This is a genomic window from Cryobacterium sp. Y29 (assembly GCF_002929825.1).
In the GTDB taxonomy this organism is placed as follows: domain Bacteria; phylum Actinomycetota; class Actinomycetes; order Actinomycetales; family Microbacteriaceae; genus Cryobacterium.
This window is the reverse complement of sequence record NZ_PJJN01000036.1, coordinates 321,509-339,829: the sequence shown is the minus strand read 5'-3', so window position 1 is coordinate 339,829 and position 18,321 is coordinate 321,509. Positions and strand designations below refer to the sequence as shown.

17 protein-coding genes are annotated in these 18,321 nt (G+C 64.1%); 9 read left to right on the top strand and 8 right to left on the bottom strand.

Annotation, left to right across the window (positions count from 1 at the left end):
* Nucleotides 1-27: 27 nt before the first annotated feature.
* The 4 genes from fdxA to CXY74_RS14745 all read left to right on the top strand — a co-directional run bounded on the left by fdxA (nt 28) and on the right by CXY74_RS14745 (nt 4,907).
* Complete coding sequence (gene fdxA, locus CXY74_RS14760) at nt 28-351, top strand: ferredoxin (protein WP_104128115.1); 324 nt, start codon at nt 28-30, stop codon at nt 349-351.
* Nucleotides 352-360: 9 nt separating this feature from the next.
* Nucleotides 361-1,461, top strand: a complete 1,101-nt coding sequence (gene dapC, locus CXY74_RS14755; RefSeq protein ID WP_304481671.1) for a succinyldiaminopimelate transaminase — start codon at nt 361-363, stop codon at nt 1,459-1,461.
* A 232-nt stretch (nt 1,462-1,693) separates the two neighbouring features.
* Nucleotides 1,694-2,980 carry a citrate synthase gene (locus CXY74_RS14750; RefSeq protein WP_104201178.1) on the top strand — a complete coding sequence of 429 codons (1,287 nt, stop codon included), beginning with the start codon at nt 1,694-1,696 and terminating at the stop codon, nt 2,978-2,980.
* A gap of 439 nt (nt 2,981-3,419) precedes the next feature.
* Nucleotides 3,420-4,907: a nitronate monooxygenase gene (locus tag CXY74_RS14745; RefSeq protein ID WP_370446160.1), complete on the top strand. Its 1,488-nt coding sequence runs from the start codon at nt 3,420-3,422 to the stop codon at nt 4,905-4,907.
* 204 nt (nt 4,908-5,111) lie between these two features.
* Here the strand turns inward: CXY74_RS14745 and CXY74_RS14740 are convergent, their stop codons facing one another.
* The 4 genes from CXY74_RS14740 to dapD all read right to left on the bottom strand — a co-directional run bounded on the left by CXY74_RS14740 (nt 5,112) and on the right by dapD (nt 10,450).
* Complete coding sequence (locus CXY74_RS14740) at nt 5,112-5,720, bottom strand: hypothetical protein (RefSeq protein WP_146070156.1); 609 nt, start codon at nt 5,718-5,720, stop codon at nt 5,112-5,114.
* A 245-nt stretch (nt 5,721-5,965) separates the two neighbouring features.
* A complete protein-coding gene (locus CXY74_RS14735) occupies nt 5,966-6,574 on the bottom strand; it encodes a hypothetical protein (protein WP_146070155.1) in 609 nt (202 codons plus the stop codon).
* Nucleotides 6,575-6,663: 89 nt separating this feature from the next.
* A complete protein-coding gene (locus CXY74_RS14730) occupies nt 6,664-9,372 on the bottom strand; it encodes a penicillin acylase family protein (protein WP_104201095.1) in 2,709 nt (902 codons plus the stop codon).
* Between the two features lie 94 nt (nt 9,373-9,466).
* Nucleotides 9,467-10,450 carry a 2,3,4,5-tetrahydropyridine-2,6-dicarboxylate N-succinyltransferase gene (gene dapD / locus CXY74_RS14725; protein ID WP_104201094.1) on the bottom strand — a complete coding sequence of 328 codons (984 nt, stop codon included), beginning with the start codon at nt 10,448-10,450 and terminating at the stop codon, nt 9,467-9,469.
* Nucleotides 10,451-10,476: 26 nt separating this feature from the next.
* On the opposite strand from dapD, the gene dapE reads away from it, so the two are divergent.
* From dapE to CXY74_RS14710, 3 genes are all read left to right on the top strand, one after another.
* On the top strand, nt 10,477-11,610 hold the full coding sequence (dapE, locus tag CXY74_RS14720; protein ID WP_199183255.1) for a succinyl-diaminopimelate desuccinylase: 1,134 nt from the start codon (nt 10,477-10,479) through the stop codon (nt 11,608-11,610).
* Between the two features lie 15 nt (nt 11,611-11,625).
* Nucleotides 11,626-12,873: a hypothetical protein gene (locus tag CXY74_RS14715; protein ID WP_233193424.1), complete on the top strand. Its 1,248-nt coding sequence runs from the start codon at nt 11,626-11,628 to the stop codon at nt 12,871-12,873.
* Between the two features lie 105 nt (nt 12,874-12,978).
* The gene (locus tag CXY74_RS14710) at nt 12,979-13,155 is read left to right on the top strand and encodes a DUF3117 domain-containing protein (protein ID WP_092108645.1); all 177 of its coding nucleotides are present in this window, start codon (nt 12,979-12,981) and stop codon (nt 13,153-13,155) included.
* A 76-nt stretch (nt 13,156-13,231) separates the two neighbouring features.
* On the opposite strand, the gene CXY74_RS14705 is transcribed toward CXY74_RS14710, so the two are convergent.
* A complete protein-coding gene (locus tag CXY74_RS14705; protein WP_104192976.1) occupies nt 13,232-13,864 on the bottom strand; it encodes an O-methyltransferase in 633 nt (210 codons plus the stop codon).
* An 86-nt stretch (nt 13,865-13,950) separates the two neighbouring features.
* Between CXY74_RS14705 and CXY74_RS14700 the strand changes: the two genes are divergently transcribed.
* Entirely contained in the window at nt 13,951-14,340 is a 390-nt protein-coding gene (locus CXY74_RS14700) for a twin-arginine translocase TatA/TatE family subunit (RefSeq protein WP_104201093.1), read from the top strand.
* 43 nt (nt 14,341-14,383) lie between these two features.
* Nucleotides 14,384-15,205: a polyphosphate kinase 2 gene (gene ppk2, locus CXY74_RS14695; RefSeq protein ID WP_104197536.1), complete on the top strand. Its 822-nt coding sequence runs from the start codon at nt 14,384-14,386 to the stop codon at nt 15,203-15,205.
* 3 nt (nt 15,206-15,208) lie between these two features.
* Here ppk2 and CXY74_RS14690 read toward each other — a convergent pair whose 3' ends face one another.
* Genes CXY74_RS14690 through CXY74_RS14680 form a run of 3 tightly spaced genes read right to left on the bottom strand, consistent with a single transcriptional unit; the run spans nt 15,209 to nt 18,250 of the window.
* Nucleotides 15,209-16,360, bottom strand: coding sequence for an Mrp/NBP35 family ATP-binding protein (locus tag CXY74_RS14690; protein ID WP_104201092.1), 1,152 nt, complete (start codon nt 16,358-16,360; stop codon nt 15,209-15,211).
* On the bottom strand, nt 16,357-16,932 hold the full coding sequence (locus tag CXY74_RS14685) for a DUF1003 domain-containing protein (protein WP_104197538.1): 576 nt from the start codon (nt 16,930-16,932) through the stop codon (nt 16,357-16,359). Before CXY74_RS14685 ends, CXY74_RS14690 begins: the two co-directional genes overlap by 4 nt.
* Complete coding sequence (locus CXY74_RS14680) at nt 16,919-18,250, bottom strand: magnesium transporter MgtE N-terminal domain-containing protein (protein ID WP_104201091.1); 1,332 nt, start codon at nt 18,248-18,250, stop codon at nt 16,919-16,921. The genes CXY74_RS14685 and CXY74_RS14680 overlap by 14 nt, the downstream gene beginning before the upstream one ends.
* Between the last annotated feature and the right edge of the window lie 71 nt (nt 18,251-18,321).

Sequence of the window (18,321 nt, the reverse complement as noted above, 5' to 3'; positions counted from 1 at the left end):
TCCGCTCTTGAAGGGAACCCCCAGCCTGTGACGTATGTGATCGCTCTTCCGTGCGTCGATGTGAAAGATCGTGCCTGCATCGATGAATGTCCGGTGGACTGCATTTATGAGGGCGAACGCTCCCTCTATATTCATCCGGACGAGTGCGTCGACTGCGGCGCCTGCGAACCGGTCTGCCCGGTCGAGGCCATTTACTACGAAGATGACCTGCCCGAACAGTGGTCCGATTACTACAAAGCCAACGTCGAATTCTTCGACGATATCGGCTCCCCCGGAGGAGCCGCCAAAATCGGTGTTCTCGCCAAGGACCACCCCGTCATCTCCGCACTGCCACCGCAGGTTCAGCACTAAGCGATTTTCGTGCTGAAGCCGCTTCCGGACTACCCTTGGGACCAGATGGTTCCGTTCGCCGAACAGGCTCGGCAGCATCCAGGCGGGATCGTCGACCTGTCGATCGGTTCACCGGTCGATGCCACGCCCGACGTCGTGCAGCAGGCGCTGCGCACGGCAACGGATGCCCACGCTTATCCGCAAACCGTCGGTACGCCCGCCCTGCAGCAGGCGATCATCGCCTGGTATGCCCGGCGCCGCGGTGTCACTGGGCTGGATCCCAAGAACGTGTTGCCCACGATCGGTTCCAAGGAGCTCGTGGCGCTCATGCCGTTCATGTTCGGCCTCGGCGATGGCGACACGATCGTGCACCCGCGGGCGGCCTACCCGACCTACGCGATCGGTGCCGCTATGGCCGGTGCTGTGGCCGTGGCCTCTGATGATCCGGCCGAGTGGCCCGAATCGACCAAGCTGATCTGGTTGAACAGCCCCGGAAACCCGGACGGCCGAGTATTGTCGGTCGACGACCTGCGTGCTGCCGTTGCGCGCGCCCGCGAACTCGACGCCGTGATCGTGAGCGACGAGTGTTATGCCGAGCTTGGCTGGGACGCCCCGTGGAATGCCGAGGCGATCCCGAGCATCCTTGACCCCCGAGTTATTGACGGCGACCGACGCAAAATCGTCGCGATCTACTCACTCAGCAAGCAGTCCAATATGGCGGGCTATCGGGCGGCCTTCGCGGCCGGCTGCAGCGGCGTACTCGACCGCGTGCTGACCGTGCGCAAACACGCCGGCCTCATGCTTCCGGCGCCGCTGCAGGCGGCAATGATCGCCGCTCTCGGCGACGACGAGCACGTGAGCGTTCAGAAGGAGCGCTATCGTGCACGCCGCGCTGTGCTGCGTCCCGCGCTGGAGGAGGCCGGCTTTCGCATCGATCGCAGCGAGGCGGGGCTCTACCTGTGGGCGACCGAGGGACGACCCGCATGGCAATCCATCGAACGGATGGCTGCCCTCGGCATTCTGGCTGGTCCCGGTCCGTTCTATGGTGATGTCTACCCTGAGCACGTGCGATTTTCGCTCACCGCGACCGACGAGCGTATTGCCGCAGCAGCAGCACGCCTGTCGGTCTGAAGCAGCGTTTGTCTGGGCTTGGGGCTTGTGGACATCTGCCAACGAATCGACCGAACTCTTAGCTGATGCAACAGCGGGTGGTCAGGCCGATTAGGCTGTAGTCGCGACGGAGTCGACCACAGCAGCTTGAACACTGGCCGATTCAGTGACGCGTCGTCACATTTCATCCGGCAGTGATACCCGAGGAGGCTCCGTGACCGACGTCGCGCAGCACACAACATCCGGCGAACCGATGAGCGCTGACCCGAATAAGGTCACCATTACTTTTCCCGGCGGGAGTGCAGAGTTCCCAATCCTGACCAGTGTGGACGGCGTGTCGAGCATCGACATCTCCACCCTGACCAAGAAAACCGGCCTCACCACGCTGGACTACGGTTTCGTGAATACTGCGGCAACTCGCTCCGCGATCACCTACATCGACGGTGACGCCGGTATCCTGCGCTATCGCGGGTATCCGATCGAACAGATCGCTCAGAACTCGAACTTTCTCGAGACGGCCTGGCTGTTGATCTATGGTGATCTGCCCAGCGCGAGTGAACTGGCTAACTTTGACGATCGCATCCGCCATCACACGCTCTTGCACGAAGACATGCGTCGGTTCTTTGATTCCCTGCCGCACAAGGCGCACCCGATGAGTGTGCTCGCCTCGGGCGTCTCGGCACTGTCCACTTTTTACCAGGACTCGCTCGACCCGAGGGACCCGGAACAGGTCGAGATTTCGACCATTCGCCTTCTGGCCAAGCTGCCGGTCATGGCCGCCTACGCGCACAAGAAGAGCGTCGGTCAGGCCTTTCTCTACCCCGACAACTCCCTGAGCTTCGTCGACAACTTTCTCAAGCTCAACTTCGGCAACATGGCCGAGCCCTACGAGATCAACCCGGTCGTCAGTAAGGCCCTTGAACGCCTACTCATGCTGCACGAAGATCACGAGCAGAACGCGTCGACCTCGACGGTGCGCCTGGTCGGCTCGACGGAGGCCAACCTATTCGCGTCGGTCTCCTCTGGCATCAACGCGCTGTTCGGACCGCTGCACGGCGGAGCCAATGAAGCCGTATTATCGATGCTCGGTGAGATCCAGGCATCTGGCCAGGGCGTCGAAAAGTACGTCGAACGCGTCAAGAATAAAGAGCAGGGCGTGAAGCTCATGGGCTTCGGGCACCGGGTTTACAAGAACTACGACCCGCGCGCCACCCTGGTCAAGGAGAGCGCCCATGAGGTGTTGGCCGCTCTGGGCGTGCAGGACGACCTGCTCGACATTGCGCAGGAACTTGAGCACATTGCGCTCAATGACGATTACTTCAAGGAACGTCGCCTGTACCCCAATGTCGACTTCTACACCGGCGTCATCTACAAGGCGATGGGCTTTCCGACGCGCATGTTCACCGTGCTCTTCGCGATCGGTCGTCTGCCCGGCTGGGTTGCGCACTGGCGTGAGATGAACGAGGATCCGGCCACCAAGATCGGCCGCCCGCAGCAGCTCTACGTGGGTTCCCCGGCCCGCGACTACCCCCGCAAATAGCATCGCTCCTGCACTCTTCCTGCGCAAATGACCCAGGGGTGAAGACCCCGCTCACTACGAACAGGGGCGCAACCACGGGTTGCTAGCGCGGTCGCGCTGGCAACGGGTGGATGCCTGAAGAGCAATCGCTGTGATGTGCTCTGGTGACTGTCGTCTGGCGTGAGGGGCGCTGACGTGGTGGCCTGCTTCGAGCGACGGCGCAGTGATTATTTGTGGGTACTTCCGCACGGACGAGCGTGCGGACCGACGCCCAGCATCGCCCGGGCGTCGGCTGTCCCTCGTTGAGTGCGCCGTCCGCCGTCTGCCTTCCGCTTTCAGCTTTTTGCTTTTGACCAGAGCTGGCATGGACCTGCGGAACGTATTCGTGGGGCGGAATATGCACGGGAATAGTCTGTGAAAGGGCGCCCAGCCGTGGTGTCCGTCACTGAAAGGTTCGCCCATGACTCTGCTCCAGATGACTGCGTCCGTGATACTTGCGACGGCCACTCCCACGACTCCGCGCCCAACGCAGGCGCTGCCGACCATCATTCAGGGCGGCATGGGCGTTGCCGTGTCATCGTGGCAACTCGCCCGCGCGGTGTCCAAGGCGGGGCAGCTCGGTGTCGTCAGCGGTACCGCTCTCGACACGGTCATCGCAAGGCGCTTGCAGGACGGCGACGCGGGTGGCCACGTGCGCCGCGCGTTGGCTCACTTCCCGGTGCCGGCCCTGGCCGACCGCGTACTGCGGAAATACTTTCGGGACGGTGGCCGTCGCTCTGGAATTCCATACCTTCCCATCGCGAAGGTCAGCCAGCATCCGCTCGTGAAATCGCTTGAGTTGAGTGTTGTCGCGAACTTCGTCGAAGTCTGGCTGGCCAAGGAGGGACACGATGGTCTGGTCGGCATCAATTTTTTGGAGAAGGTGCAATTGGCCACGCCGAGCGCGGCCTATGGAGCAATGTTGGCTGGCGTCGACTATGTGTTGATGGGAGCTGGAATCCCGGCCGAGATACCTGCGCTGCTCACCGGGCTGGCCCGGCACGAGACCCGGGCGCTCGACCTGCACGTCGAGAACTCCACCACCAGATACTCCGTCGAGTTCGATCCGGAAGCCCTGACCGGTGGAGGACTGCCGCCGTTACACCGCCCCCGTTTTCTGGCGATCGTCGCTGCCCATGTGCTCGCTGTGTACCTGACCCGGGAGGAGTCCACGCGTCCCGACGGCTTCATCATCGAAGGGCCGCGGGCCGGCGGGCACAATGCGCCTCCGCGCGGACGCGGTTCCCTCGATGACGACGGCCAACCCGTCTACGGCCCCCGGGATGATGCCGATCTGGCGAAGGTCGCAGCGGTCGGCCTGCCGTTCTGGGTCGCCGGTGGTTACGGCACCCCCGAGCGGGTCAGCGAAGCCCTCGCGAATGGTGCTGCTGGCGTTCAGGTGGGGACGCTGTTCGCCCTCGCGGCCGAATCCGGCCTCGACGAGACCCTGCGGGAGCAGCTGCTCCGCCAAATCGACAGCCAGGGGCTGGAGATTCGTACCGATCCGCTGGCCTCCTCGACAGGATTCCCGTTCAAAGTCGCGACGCTGCCGGGAACCCTGTCGGACGCCACCCTGTATGAAGAGCGCCCGCGCCTGTGCGATCTCGGTTATCTCCGGGTGCCGTACGAACGCGCCCCCGGAGTGCTTGGCTACCGGTGCCCAGCCGAACCGGTTGCGACGTTTGTGCGCAAGGGCGGTTCCAGCGGGGAGGCCGCCGGCCGCAAATGCTTGTGCAACGCCCTCACGGCCAACGTCGGACTCAGCCAGACCCGGCGAGATGGATACGAGGAGTTGCCGCTGGTCACTCTCGGTACTGACCTCGACGGGGTCACCGCCTTGCGTGCCGCGCACCCCCAGGGCTGGTCCGCAACCGAGGCTGTAACCTACCTCGAGTCTAAATCCCGATAGCAGCCCACGGATTGAAGCGGTGCAGTGCGGGTTTCAACCTTGTGGGTACACCCAGACAGCACGGTAGGGGAGAGTCTTATCGCTCGGGTTACGGGCGAGGTAGCAGTAGCGGTGATTCGAGGTTGGGACGCCGTCGCTATGACCAACGCGAACACGGCGTTGTGGTGAACGTGTCGATGTCGGGCGTGTGGTGGTTGTGTCGGTTCAGCAGCCGGGTCCGCGGGGGTTGGTGTTGCAGTCTTCGGCGACGAGCACGGTGGATTCTTTGGCGGCTATAACGGTGAAGGGGGCTGATGGCACGGTGACGACGCCTTCGACGGGCCGCCAGCCTTGGTCGCCGAAGCTGTAGTCGGCGCGGTAGTCGACGGTGAGGATGACCGTGTAGGTGCCTTTGGTGGTGTAGGTGTGGCTGGTGGTGGTGTTGGAGAATTCGGTGAGGTTGAGTGTTGTCCAGTTCGAGCCGCCTGTTGGGGTTGAGGCGGTGTTGCTGTCTCCGTAGTCCCAGCGGTAGCTTGTCGGGGTGAACATGACTTGGGCGGGTTCGCCGAGGAGTAGTCCTTCTTGGATTTGCGCGGATGCGTCGGCCCAGAAATTTGTGGGCAGTCCGACGATGGTCCAGCCGTTGGGTTCCATGTTTGTGGGGGCTGCGTAGGCGGGGAAGTTTTGCAGGTCGGTGACGCTCACGATGGTTGAGGGGGAGCATACGGTGCAGGGGGTTGTGGGGGTGTTGGGGCGGGCGAAGGGTAGGAAGGAGCCGTTGCCGCAGGGGATGGTGTTGATGCCGGGCTTCGCCGGGTCGCCGTTTGCGCACACTCTCGGCGGCGCCAGGGTGTTTGTTCCCCCGAGTCCTCGTCGTGGGTGACTTGAGGTTCCGGTACCGCTTGAGCCCGTGGTGGTATCTGCCGTCAGATCAACGCCGCCGCCGATAGCCTTCCCGCCCGTTTCCGGACCATCCGGGCAGAGTCCCGCTTTCTTCTGGGAAAAGGTGCAGTCAGTAAGATCCGCGTGGGAGGGCGTTGAAGTTGCAAGGGTGAGAGTCATCGTTGCCAGGGCTGTGATTACGAGCAGAAGTTTGAACCGGACCATATGGGGGACTCCGAAATCAGCAATTGTCGCGAATTTTTATCGGGTGTAACGAAGACAACGATCATCGGCGAGCGGGGCTCGTCGTGTTTGACTACAGAGTCACCGGATTCGTTGACAGTGTCGGAGGCGCTCAGGTCTAGGCACAAATAAGTGCGTATCTCCCAAGTAGAATCTGGCAAGGCTCGTGACGACTGAATGGTCATCGAATCAAACAGGGTGACTCCGGTAAAGGACCAGCCTTTTTCCTTCATCAGCTTGCCCGCTTGCGCTGCACCATCGTGTTCCGTTCCTGTCGTGAGGGCCAAGTATTCCTTCCAAGAATCAGAATCTGTTGCACCGGCAGAATCGCCGAGGGAGAGGTATTTCGTATACGCGGCCTTGGCGGCAGCCAGGGCCTCGTCGTTGGAGGCAAAGACCGGGGGCGAATCGGTGGGCTTGGCGGTTTCTGACGGGACCGGCACTGCTGTTTCGGTGGGTACGGGAGCGGCGGAGCATCCGCTCAACGTCGCGACGGCGAGCGTTAAGCTACCAGCAGCGAGCACAACTCTGTGCACGCGGCGGCGACGTGGTGGATTTCGCATGCGGTCACCATAGACCGGATTACTACGATCCCATTTAACTTATCCACAGGCTGGTGTCCCGTTCTAAATGAGGCTAGGGGAGCTTCTCCCTACGACGCCGGCTCGAGGGTCAGGGTGTTGGCCGCATTGCCGTTGATGGCAGCGGGGGTGAACAGCCAGGGGCGGGTTTCGTGGTCGCGCCAGAGCGGCGCCTGGTCGGTGTAGTTGGGGTGGAAAGCGTGCCCGGATGCCCCGGTGAGGTTGATCCAGCTGGAGTCGTCGAAGTTCTCCAGGCTGACGACTTGTCGCATCGACGGTACCCAGTCCACTTGGTAGCCCGAGGTGGCATCCCAGCCGACCGCGTTGACGACGGCTGAACTTCCGGCGAGCTCGTACGGACCGCGGTTGAACAACCATTCCAGCGGGGCAATCCCGGACTTGCCGAAGCTCTGGTTGGTGAGCTCAAGGGTGTGGATGCTGCCCCACTGCCAGTCCGTCGGGTTCGATCCCATGAGGTCGGCAGCCTCGACCGCGGCATCCGTCATTACTCGGCGCAGCATGCTGTTCTGCCCGACGGTTCCGTAGGCAGCGTTGGACCACCACGGGGAGTTCGGCTCGGCGAGGAGGCTCGTGATCACGGAGAAGGCGCGATCACCGCCGGTGAGGGCAGCGCCCGCGTCAATCTTGCCGGTAAATATATCGTGCACAAGCGTGCGCCAGATCACGTTGAAATACGCGGCGGCGGCACTGTCGGCGTCCATTTGGTAGTCCCAGCCGTCGAGCAACTTCTGTGCTTCGGTGGCGTCGCCGGTGAGCCGCACCTGCTGTAGGGCCGGCACCAGTGCCGCCGCGATGGCGCTGTAGTTGTCGCCCTGAATCTCGCTCATCAGCTCTGCGGTCAGCGGGGTCTTCGCGGCAATGAGTTCCTGCAGCCGAGCCGTGATCTGGTTTGCCCGATAACCCAGGTCCCAATCGGCGGTCAGTAGGTAGGGGTAGGTCTGGTCGGTGGCCGCGTTATTGGCCGTGACGATGTATCCGCTCGGCGGATTGAACGTGCTGGGCAGGGCGTCAAAGGGGATGTATCCGGTCCAGCCATACTGGCTGGTATAGCCCGGCACCGGCAGGGTACCGTCGCCGCTGGCCCGAATGGGGATAAGTCCGGGCGCTTGATAGCCGATATTTCCGTCGACGTCGGCATAGGTCAGGTTCTGCGCCGGCACCTCGAACAGGGCGGCCGCGGCACGAAAACTGGTCCAGTCGGTCGCCTGGTTCAGGGCGAAAATAGCGGATGCTGTATGCCCCGGCGTGAGCGCCGTCCACTGTAACGACAGCTCATACGTGGTTGGCTCAGTGCTAGTTGGGTCAGTGCCGGTCGGGTCAGCACCCGCCTCGGCGGTCGGAGTTGGAGGCAGGCCTGCCGCCTCCGGAAAGTCACTGGCGATCTGGGGGTAGGCGGTGCCCTCGAAACCGCTCAGCAGCGGACCGTGTTCGGTCGAGCGAATCTCGAGCTTGACGTCGTCACCGCCGGCGACGGAGATCTTTTCGTCGCGCAGCAGCAGGGGCCTGAGAACGCCGTCCAACTCGTAGCTGTCGCCGGTGATTTTCTCGATATAGAGATCAGCGACGTCAGGGCCGAGGTTGGTGAACCCCCAGGCGATGCGCTCATTGTGCCCGATGATCACGCCGGGTAGTCCCGAAAAGCTGTACCCGGCAACGTCGAACGGGCAGTCGACTGTGATCGACTGGCAGCGTAACCCCACCTGGTACCAGACCGCGGGCAGCGCCGGGCCGAGGTGCGGATCGTTGGCGAGCAGGGGTTTGCCGGTGTCGGTGAGGGCCCCGGCGACGACCCAGGAATTGGAACCGATCTCCCCGCCGGCCGGTCCGAGTAATTCAGGCACCGACCCGAGGTGCGAGCGCAACTCGGTGAGAGCCCGCGCGTACGAATCGACGGAACCGGAACCGGAACCGGAACCGGAACTGGAACCGGGTGCGTTGGACTCGGTGCCCGGGGTGGCGCTGTGGTCGGCGGCGGGGATATCCGTTGAATCAACGTTCGGCCGAGCGGCCAGCGCCCCGGGTGACGGCTTGGTGATGGCCTGGCTGCCGGTGATGGTGGGGTGCTGGTCGGACGGAAAGTTCGGGTGCAGTTGGCTCACCTCGGTGGGGGTGAGCGTGGTTGACAGCAGGGCGCGGTCGATCTCGTCGTCGAGGTTGGAACGCAGGTCCCAGGCCATGGCTTTCAGCCACGCGACGGAGTCGGCCGGGGTCCACGGTTCCACCTCGTATCCGGGGTTCTGGAGGCCCAAGACGGCATACTCGAGCGACAGATCGGCTCCGTGGTGGGTGCTCAGGTAGGCATTCACGCCATCGGCGTAGGCCTGGTAGTAACCGAGGTTGACCGGGTCGAGAAGGGCAACCTCCTGCTCGGCGACGGCTCGCCAGCCGAGCGTGCGCACGAATGTGTCGGTGCCGACCTGGCTTTCTCCGAACAGTTCCGACAGTCGCCCGCTCGTGATGTGCCGGCGAAAGTCCATCTCCCAAAACCGGTCCTGCGCATGCACGTAGCCCTCGGCGAGAAACAGGTCGGCAGCGGTCTTCGCGGTGATCTGGGGAATTCCGGCGTCATCGCGGGTGACCGTGACCGTGTCGGTGAGCCCCGGAATGTCGATGGTGCCGGCCAGTGTTGGAAACGACCGCGTGACCGTCCAGACCCCGAGACCCGCGGTGACCACAACCAGGCTGACCACGATACCGAGCGCGATCAACACCCGCCGAACGCGACGGTGCCCCCTGCTGCGCGGTGCGTCGGTGCCCACATCACTCCCTCGCGAATCGCGCGATCCCCACCCGAACGGATGCCGCTACCCGGATGCTAGCGGAACCCGCCGACATCCGCTTGGCGGCCGCCGTCTAGGCGTGCAGCGCGGCGTTCAGCGTGATGCCGCTGCCACTGCGAGCGAGCACCTCGACGGCACCCGAGATGGAGTTACGGCGAAACAGCAGGTTCGGAACGCCGGAAAGCTCGACCGCTTTCACCGTGGACGGGGCGCCGTTGGCTGTGACTGCTTCTCCCACCAAGACAACCTTGGTACCGGCCGTGACGTAGAGCCCGGCCTCCACAACGGTGTCGTCGCCGATGGCGATACCGACGCCGGAGTTAGCACCGAGCAGGGCGCGGGCGCCGATCGAGATGCGCTGCGTTCCACCGCCGGACAGAGTTCCCATAATGGATGCCCCGCCACCGATGTCGGCGCCGTCACCGACCACGACACCCTGCGAGATACGGCCCTCGACCATGGAGGAGCCGAGGGTTCCGGCATTGAAATTCACAAAGCCCTCGTGCATCACGGTCGTGCCGGGGGCGAGGTGGGCGCCGAGCCGCACGCGGGAGGCATCCGCTATTCTCACGCCGACCGGCACGACGTAGTCGAGCAGCGGCGGAAATTTGTCGACGCCGCTGGCCTGGATGCCGGCGCGTTGCAGGGTAGGGCGTAGCCGGGCGAAGTCGGCCGGCAGCATCGGGCCGGCATTGGTCCAGACCACCGTGGGCAGGTGCGCGAAGATGCCGTCGAGGTTGATGGTGTTCGGCCTGACGAGCAGGTGCGAGAGTAGGTGCAGCCGCAGATAGGCATCCGAGGTGCTTGCCGGCGCCGCATCGAGAGTGATTTCCACCGTGATGGCCTCGAGACGCACCGCGCGGCGAGCGTCGTCACCGGCTGCTTCGCACAGTTCGGCCGAAACGATCCAGCGGTCGCGGCCGGTCGGCAATGCTCCGAGTGCCGGGGACGGAAACCAGGTGTCGAGCACGGTGCCATCCGAGGCGACGGTGGCGAGACCATACCCCCAGGCCTGAGTCGGTGCGGATGTGGCGTTTTCGGTAACAACAGAGGGCATACCTCTAGATTAGTAGAGTGACTTCTTTGACTCCTGCCCCGGCCGCTCCCGCCAGCGCCGCCGCAAGGCCGGCACAGCTCACCGTGCTCGACCTAACGGCGACCTCGATCGACCTGACCAGGCAAATCTGCGATATGGAGTCGGTGTCGGGCAACGAGACCGCCCTCGCTGACGCGATCGTGGCTGCCCTCGCCGGTCTTGATCACCTCGAGATCATTCGCGACGGCGACACCGTCGTCGCCCGCACCAACCTCGGCCGTGCCCAGCGCGTCGTCATCGCCGGCCATATCGATACGGTTCCGCTCAACGACAACCTGCCCACCCGTTACGAGACCATCGACGGCACCGAGTATCTCTGGGGTCGAGGCACCGTCGACATGAAGGCCGGCGTGGCCGTGCAGCTCAAGCTCGCCGCTGAACTGACCGACCCCGGGGTCGACGTGACCTGGATGTGGTACGACCACGAAGAGGTCTCCGACGACCTCAACGGCCTCGGACGCCTCGCGCGCAATCGTCCCGACCTGTTCGCGGGCGACTTCGCCATTCTCGGGGAACCGACCCGGAGCCAGGTCGAGGGCGGCTGCAACGGCAACCTGCGCGTGGAGATTCGCACCTTCGGGCTGCGCTCGCACTCAGCGCGCAGCTGGGTCGGCGAAAACGCCATCCACAAAGCCGCTCCTATTCTCAACATTCTGGCCGGGTACGAGGCCCGCGAGGTCGAGGTCGAGGGCCTCGTCTACCGCGAAGGCCTCAACGCGGTCGGCATCACCGGCGGCGTCGCCGGCAATATCATCCCCGACGAGTGCATGGTGCATGTCAACTATCGCTTTGCGCCGAGCCGCAGCGGCGACGAAGCCGTCGCCCATCTGCGCGAGCTCTTCGCCGGCTACGATCTCACCGTCGTCGACCGGGCCGAGGGTGCCCGTCCCGGTCTCGATGCCCCGCTCGCTCGCGAATTCCTCGCCGCCGTCGGCGGCGTGGCCACCCCGAAATATGGCTGGACCGATGTCGCTCGCTTCTCGGCTCTCGGAGTTCCGGCCGTCAACTACGGGCCCGGTGACCCGCTCAAGGCTCATGCCGACGACGAACGCGTCGCCGTGGCCGAGATCACGGCCTGCGAGAAGGGTCTGCGCGACTGGCTGAGCGCATCCGTTCGGTAGCGCAGCGACAGCACAATGACTGAGCGGATGCTCGGCCCCCGCCGCACGATCGCCCATAGTCAGCGCGCCCGCCGGCTGCCAACCGTCTGGCACGTCCGCTACCGGCTGACCCCGTGGTGGGGCAAAGTGTTCGTGGTTTGGGCGCTATCGCGACTGGTCACAACGAGCCTCATACTCGTGCTGGCGAGCGTTCAGGGCCCCAACGCCTGGACCGGTGCCAGCCCGAAATACACCGATTTCGCGACCATGTGGGACGGGCGCTGGTACAACATCGTCGCGATGCTCGGCTACCCGAGCGTGCTGCCGATCACCGACACCGGCCAGGTGGGCGAAAATGCCTGGGCATTCATGCCTGGCTATCCGGTCGTGGCCCGGCTGCTCATGGAGCTGACTAACTTTCCGTGGGCGCCCGTGGCCGTGTTCGTGTCGGTGGTGTTCAGCCTGGGGACCGCCCTGCTGTTCTACCGCCTGATGGCGCGGGTGCAGCCGTCGAACACGGCACTGTTCGCGGTCGTGCTGTTCTGCGCCGCCCCGCTATCGCCGATTCTGCAGTTTGCCTACGCCGAGTCGATGTACCTGTTTTTTCTGACCCTCGCCCTCTACCTACTCCTGGAGCGCCGCTACTGGTTGCTCTACCCCGTCATCGCGGTCATGGCCCTGACCCGGCCCAGCGGGCTCGCATTCGCCCTCGCCCTCGGCCTGCATGTCATCTACCGCTTCGTCACCCGAGCCCGCGACCCGTTCCCCCGTCACGAGCGGATATTGGCGGCATCCGTGGCCCTGTTCAGCGCGCTGATGGGAGTGGCCTGGCCGATCGCAGCTTGGGCAGCCACCGGCGACCTGATGGCCTACACCGACACTGAACTGGCCTGGCGAGCGCCGTACATCGGCTATGTGGAGCTGGTCCCGTTCACCGCGTGGTTCCAGAGCGGGATCTGGTGGCTCGGCAACCCCTGGGGCATTGTCGTGGTGACCGCCCTTATTCTGACCTTCACCGTGTTGCTGTTCACTCCCGCCGTCCGGCGTCTTGGCGTGGATTTGAGGCTCTGGCTGGCCAGTTACGGTCTCTACCTGCTCGCGGTGTTCTTTCCGCAGTCGAGCACGTTTCGGCTGCTCATGCCGATGCTTCCCCTACTTGGGGCGGCCGCGTTGCCGGGCAGCCGGGTCTACCGCGTGGCCATGGTCGTATTGTTCGTGGCCGGCCAGTGGGGGTGGCTGCTGATTTGCTGGGGCGTCGACGGGTACGACTGGACACCGCCCTAACGGGCGGGTGCATCCCTCGAATCTGACACTGCGTCCGACCCGAATTTACGTCTCGGGCTGAGATAGTCGATAATGGTGGTACACAGACGAATGGAAGGGGAGTTCATGGCGGCCATGAAGCCACGGACCGGAGACGGGCCAATGGAGGCTGTAAAAGAGGGACGCCTGATCATCGTGCGTGTACCGCTCGAAGGTGGGGGCCGGCTCGTCGTGTCAGTCAACGACGCCGAGGCCAAGGAACTTCACGATGCACTCGCCGGGGTTGTCGCAGCGGCGAAGTAACCTCGTGTTCCTGTAGGTAACACACCAGAACGGCCGCGCAGTAACTGCGCGGCCGTTCTGGTGTTCTGGGGGCGCGTCAGGCGCGCAGCTTGGTGATCTGCAGCAGGCCGTCGCCGACGGGGGAGAGCGCACTGATGACAGCGCTCGACGCGGCAATCTCGGTCAGCAATGTGCGAAAGCCGGTCGCGACGTCGTCGCGCTGGGCTGGGTCGGCCACCCGGCCGCGCCAGAGAGCGTGCGCGACGAGCACGGTGCCACCCGGACGAGCCAGACGCAGTCCGTGTTCGACGTATTCGATGACCGACTGAGGGTCGGCGTCAATGAACACAATGTCGTAAGAATTCTCGTTCATGCGCGGAAGGACTTCGCTGGCCTTGCCCGTGATCAGGCGCACCCGGTTGGCGGGAACCTTCGCCTCGGCGAAATTCGCCTTGGCGTGCTGCAGATGGTCGACCTCGGTGTCGATCGACGTGAGAGTGGCGCCAGGAGCCCCAGTCAGCAGCCAGATGCCCGAAACTCCGGCCCCCGTGCCGACCTCGAGGATACTGCGCGCCCCGGTCGCAGCAGCCAGAACGGCCGATTGCGCCCCGACCGCGGGCGTTATCGCGTCGATTCCCAGCTCGAGGGATTGCTGGCGCGCTCGAATGATGGCTTCGGATTCCACGACACAGTCGTCGGAAAATTTCCAGTTCAGTTCAATGTCAGACACAAATAACTCCAGTAGATGATTAGGTCAAGACTAGGGCCGTGGCGCGTGTGGTCTGTGGATGCCTCGCCGGGCGCTACTCTAAGGACATGTTTGGGCTGACGTTCGAAAAGATTCTGCTGATCGGGATCATCGCTGTCTTCTTGCTTGGCCCCGATAAGTTACCGCACTATGCCGCCCAACTGGGTCGTCTCGTGCGGCAGCTGCGCGACATGGCCAACGGTGCCAAAGATCGTATGCGCGATGAGATGGGCCCGGAGTTCGACGATCTGGACTGGAAAAAACTGGACCCGCGCCAGTATGACCCGCGCCGCATCATCCGGGAAGCCCTCGCCGACGAAGACCCGTTCAAGGACCAGTCTGCGACGATTTCTCGCGCCGAGCCCAACCCTGGAGGCGCTTACCTGAAACGTAAGCGTGCCAGAGAAGCTGCCCAAACCGCCCTCGGGCCGGCCCCGTTCGATTCTGAATCCACGTAGATCGCATGCGTTTAAGAGTAGTGCGGAGCGGAAAGAGAGGTTGATGTCTGCTGTCAAGAAACCCAAACGCGTCACAAAGACCGTCTATGAGGCCGAGCTCGCCCGCCTGCAGGCCGAATTAGTCACGATGCAGCAATGGGTGAAGTCATCCGGTGCGCGGGTCGTGGTGATCTTCGAGGGCCGCGACGCCGCTGGCAAGGGGTCGGCGATCAAGCGCATCACCCAGTATCTCAATCCGCGTGTTGCGCGCGTAGTAGCCCTGCCGATGCCCACCGAACGCCAGCGCGGCCAGTGGTATTTTCAGCGCTACATCGAGCACCTGCCGTCGACCGGTGAGATCGTGCTGATGGACCGCTCGTGGTACAACCGGGCCGGTGTCGAGCGGGTCATGGGCTATTGCACCAGTGATGAATACCGTCGGTTTCTGCATCAGGCCCCCCTGTTCGAACGGATGCTGGTCGAAGATGGAATTTTGCTGGTCAAGTATTGGTTTTCGGTGTCTGACCTGGAGCAGGAACGACGGTTTCGTTCGCGTCTGAAAGATCCCATGCGTCGGTGGAAGCTGTCCGAGACCGATGTGCTGTCGATTACCAAGTGGGTGGATTACTCCAAGGCGAAAGACGAGATGTTCGTGCACACCGACATTGCCGAAGCGCCCTGGTGGGTGGTGGAGAGTGAAGACAAGCGAGCTAGCCGGCTGAACGCGATCAGCCATCTGCTCTCCCTCGTGCCCTACGAGAAGACCGACCCACCCAAGGTGCACATTCCGCCGCGCCCGCCGGCTTCCGACTATGAGAGGCCGCCGCGCGAGAGCAACCACCAGGTTCCCGACCACGCGGCGACGCTGGTCAAGCCCGAGGAGTAGGCGTCAGCGGGGCGTGAGCTTCAGGCTGAGCCCAGCCAGGCTTCGAGTGCGCGTCTTCATAGTGTGGGCGAGCGCAAGAATAGCGCGGGCCGAGGGGTCATCCGGTGCGCCGAGTACGACCGGCAGGCCGGCATCCCCGCCGGTGCGCAGCGCCAGACTCAGCGGAACCTGCGCGAGCACCGGAACCGGTGCTGTCTGGCCGGCGGAGAGTCGCCTGGCCACTTCGGCGCCCCCGCCCGAACCGAACAGTTCGAGCAAGCTACCGTCGGGCTGCACCATCGCCGACATGTTCTCGATCACGCCGTACACGCTTTGTCCGGTCTGCCGGGCCACGATTCCGCTCCGCTCGGCCACATCGGCCGCCGCGGCCTGAGGGGTGGTCACGACGATGACCTCGGCGTGTGGCAAAAGCTGGCCCACCGTGATGGCGACGTCTCCGGTACCGGGAGGCAGGTCGAGCAGCAGCACATCGAGATCGCCGAAATACACGTCGGTCAGAAACTGTTTGATCGTGCGGTGCAGCATCGGGCCGCGCCAAGCGACCGCCGCCGACGCATCGTCGATGAACATGCCGATCGAGATGACCTTCACGTTGTGCGCGATCGGCGGCAGGATCATGTCGCCCACCTGGGTCGGTTTGACCGCGAGACCGTCATGCACGAGACCGAGCAGGCCGGGAATGCTGAAGCCGTGCACATCGGCGTCGACGATACCCACCCGCAGTCCCTCCCCGGCCAGGGCCACGGCCAGGTTGGCCGTGACGGTGGATTTGCCGACGCCGCCCTTGCCACTCGTGATCGCGTAGACCCGGGTGAGTGACTCCGGGCCGAACTGCACGCTGCGTTCCGCCTGGCCGCCGCGCAGTTTCTCGGTGAGCGCGGTGCGTTGCTCGCGGGTCATGACGGCGACCTCGACGCTCGCGCGGCCTGGCCCGGACACCGACTCAGCGGCGGCGAGAACGTCGCTCTCGATGCGTGCAGCGGCCGGACAACCGGCAATGGTCAAGCGGATGCCGACGCTCACCCGCCCAGTGTCGCTCACCGTCACCCCCGATACCATGTCGAGATCGGTGATGGGCTTGCGAATCTCCGGGTCGGTCACCCCGGCCAGGGCGGTGAAAACACGGGAGCGGATGGTGTCGGGGGCAGAATTCATGCGGTCGGGCGGCTTTCCGTGGTGCTGTTTGGGGCAGGAGGTTCATCCACGGGATTGCGCTCGTCCGCGCGACTGCGCTCATCCAGGTGCTCGAGCAATGTGCGCAGTTCCGCGCGAATGAAATCCTTCGAGGCCATGTCCTTGATCGCGATGCGCAGGGCCACGACCTCCCGAGCCAGGTATTCGGTATCGGCGAGGGTGCGTTCTGCGCGCTGCCGGTCCTGTTCGAACTGCACCCGGTCGCGATCGTCCTGCCGGTTCTGGGCGAGCAAAATCATCGGAGCAGCATAGGAGGCCTGCATCGACAAGACGAGAGTCAGCGCGATGAACCCGAGCGCAACCGAGTCGAACCGCCACGCCTCCGGGGCGAGGGTGTTCCAGGAGATCCAGGCGACGGCGAACAGGGTGAGCCCGAGCAAAAACCAGGGGGTCCCCATGCCGCGGGCGATGGCCTCGGTGAAGCGGCCGAAGCTGTCCCGGCTGTGACCAGTGCGGCCAAGACCTACGAGGTTGCCGGTGCGCAGGCCCTTGGGCGCATCCAGGCGCAGGTCGGCGCGGTTATTGCGGGCCACGAGATGTCCTCTGCGCTCCGGGCAACGGAATGCTGCCGGTTCTCAATTCGCTGCGGGCAGCGGCCCGGCGGCGCACATCGTCGTTGCCGTCGTGGCTGCGCCAGTCGTCGGGCAGCAGATAGTCGAGCACGTCATCAATCGTCACCACCCCGACCAGTCGGTAATTCTCATCCACCACCGGCACCGAAACCAGGTCATAGCTCGCGAGAATTCGGCTGACTTCAGCGGCCGAGGTGTCGGCGGTCACCGGGTCGAGGCCGGCGTCGAGCAACGTGCCGAGGCGTTCGTGGGGCGGGTAGCGCAGCATCCGCTGAAAATGCACCATGCCCAGAAAACGACCGGTAGGAGCTTCGTAGGGGGGCAGGGTCACGCAGATCGCCGCGCCGAGTGCTGGGGCCAGGTCGTGACGACGGATGCGGGCGAGCCCTTCGGCGACGGTGGCGTCCGCCGAGACGATGATCGGCTCGGTCGTCATGAGCCCACCGGCGGTGTCGGGGGCGTAGGAGAGCAGAAAACGTACATCTTCGGCTTCTTCGGGTTCCATCAGGTCGAGTAACTGCTCGCCGCGCTCTTCCGGCAGCTGGGCGATGAGGTCGGCCGCGTCGTCTGGCTGCATCTGGTCGAGCACATCGGCGGCGCGCGCATCGCCGAGGCTGGTCAGAATTCCGACCTGGTCGGTTTCGGGCATCTCCTCGAGTACATCGGCGAGGCGATCGTCGGGTAGTTCGCCCGCCACCTCGAACATGCGCTCCCGCGGCAGGTCCAGCAGGGTATTGGCCAGGTCGGCGGGCTTGAGATCGGAGTAGGTCGCGATGAGGTGCTCGGCGGATTGCGCCTGGCCCTTGGTCTCTTTTTCGCGCACTTCGGCCCAGGTCGCGAATGACGTGACGCCCTTGACGAAAGGCGAGGCGCTGGTCTTGGGGCGGCGCACGAACAGTTGGCTGATGGCCCAGTCGGCCTCCGTGCCTTCTTTGATCGCGACGTCTTCAATGGTCGCTTCGCCGGAACCGTCGGTGAAGAGCACTTTGCGCCCGAGCAATTCGGCGATAACGCGCACTTCGCCGCCACGCTGCTCGTAGCGGCGCACGTTGATCAGGCCGGTCGTGATGATCTGGCCGCTGCCGATGCTGGTGACCCGATTGATCGACACGAACACGCGCCGTTTGCCGGGGATCTCCACGATCAGGCCGACGACGCTGGGCGGGTCGTTTTTTCGATACACCACGAGAACATCGCGCACCTTGCCCACGCGGTCGCCCGCGGGGTCGAAAACGGTGCACCCGGCCAGTCGGGCAACAAAAACTCTGGTGGCACTCACATGACAAATCTAGGCCACCCGCGCGGTAATACGGCCACTCTCAGTGGCCCAGCGAAAATGTCAGAGTGCGA

Bases quoted from the DNA above. Each gene is read 5' to 3' on its own strand.
- CXY74_RS14700 (WP_104201093.1), top strand. From the start codon at position 13,951: ATGTTTGGGCTGACGTTCGAAAAGATTCTGCTGATCGGGATCATCGCT.
- ppk2 (WP_104197536.1), top strand. From the start codon at position 14,384: ATGTCTGCTGTCAAGAAACCCAAACGCGTCACAAAGACCGTCTATGAG.
- dapD (WP_104201094.1), bottom strand. From the start codon at position 10,450: ATGCCCTCTGTTGTTACCGAAAACGCCACATCCGCACCGACTCAGGCC.
- CXY74_RS14735 (WP_146070155.1), bottom strand. From the start codon at position 6,574: ATGCGAAATCCACCACGTCGCCGCCGCGTGCACAGAGTTGTGCTCGCT.
- CXY74_RS14715 (WP_233193424.1), top strand. From the start codon at position 11,626: ATGACTGAGCGGATGCTCGGCCCCCGCCGCACGATCGCCCATAGTCAG.
- CXY74_RS14750 (WP_104201178.1), top strand. From the start codon at position 1,694: ATGAGCGCTGACCCGAATAAGGTCACCATTACTTTTCCCGGCGGGAGT.
- CXY74_RS14690 (WP_104201092.1), bottom strand. From the start codon at position 16,360: ATGAATTCTGCCCCCGACACCATCCGCTCCCGTGTTTTCACCGCCCTG.
- CXY74_RS14745 (WP_370446160.1), top strand. From the start codon at position 3,420: ATGACTCTGCTCCAGATGACTGCGTCCGTGATACTTGCGACGGCCACT.
- CXY74_RS14710 (WP_092108645.1), top strand. From the start codon at position 12,979: ATGGCGGCCATGAAGCCACGGACCGGAGACGGGCCAATGGAGGCTGTA.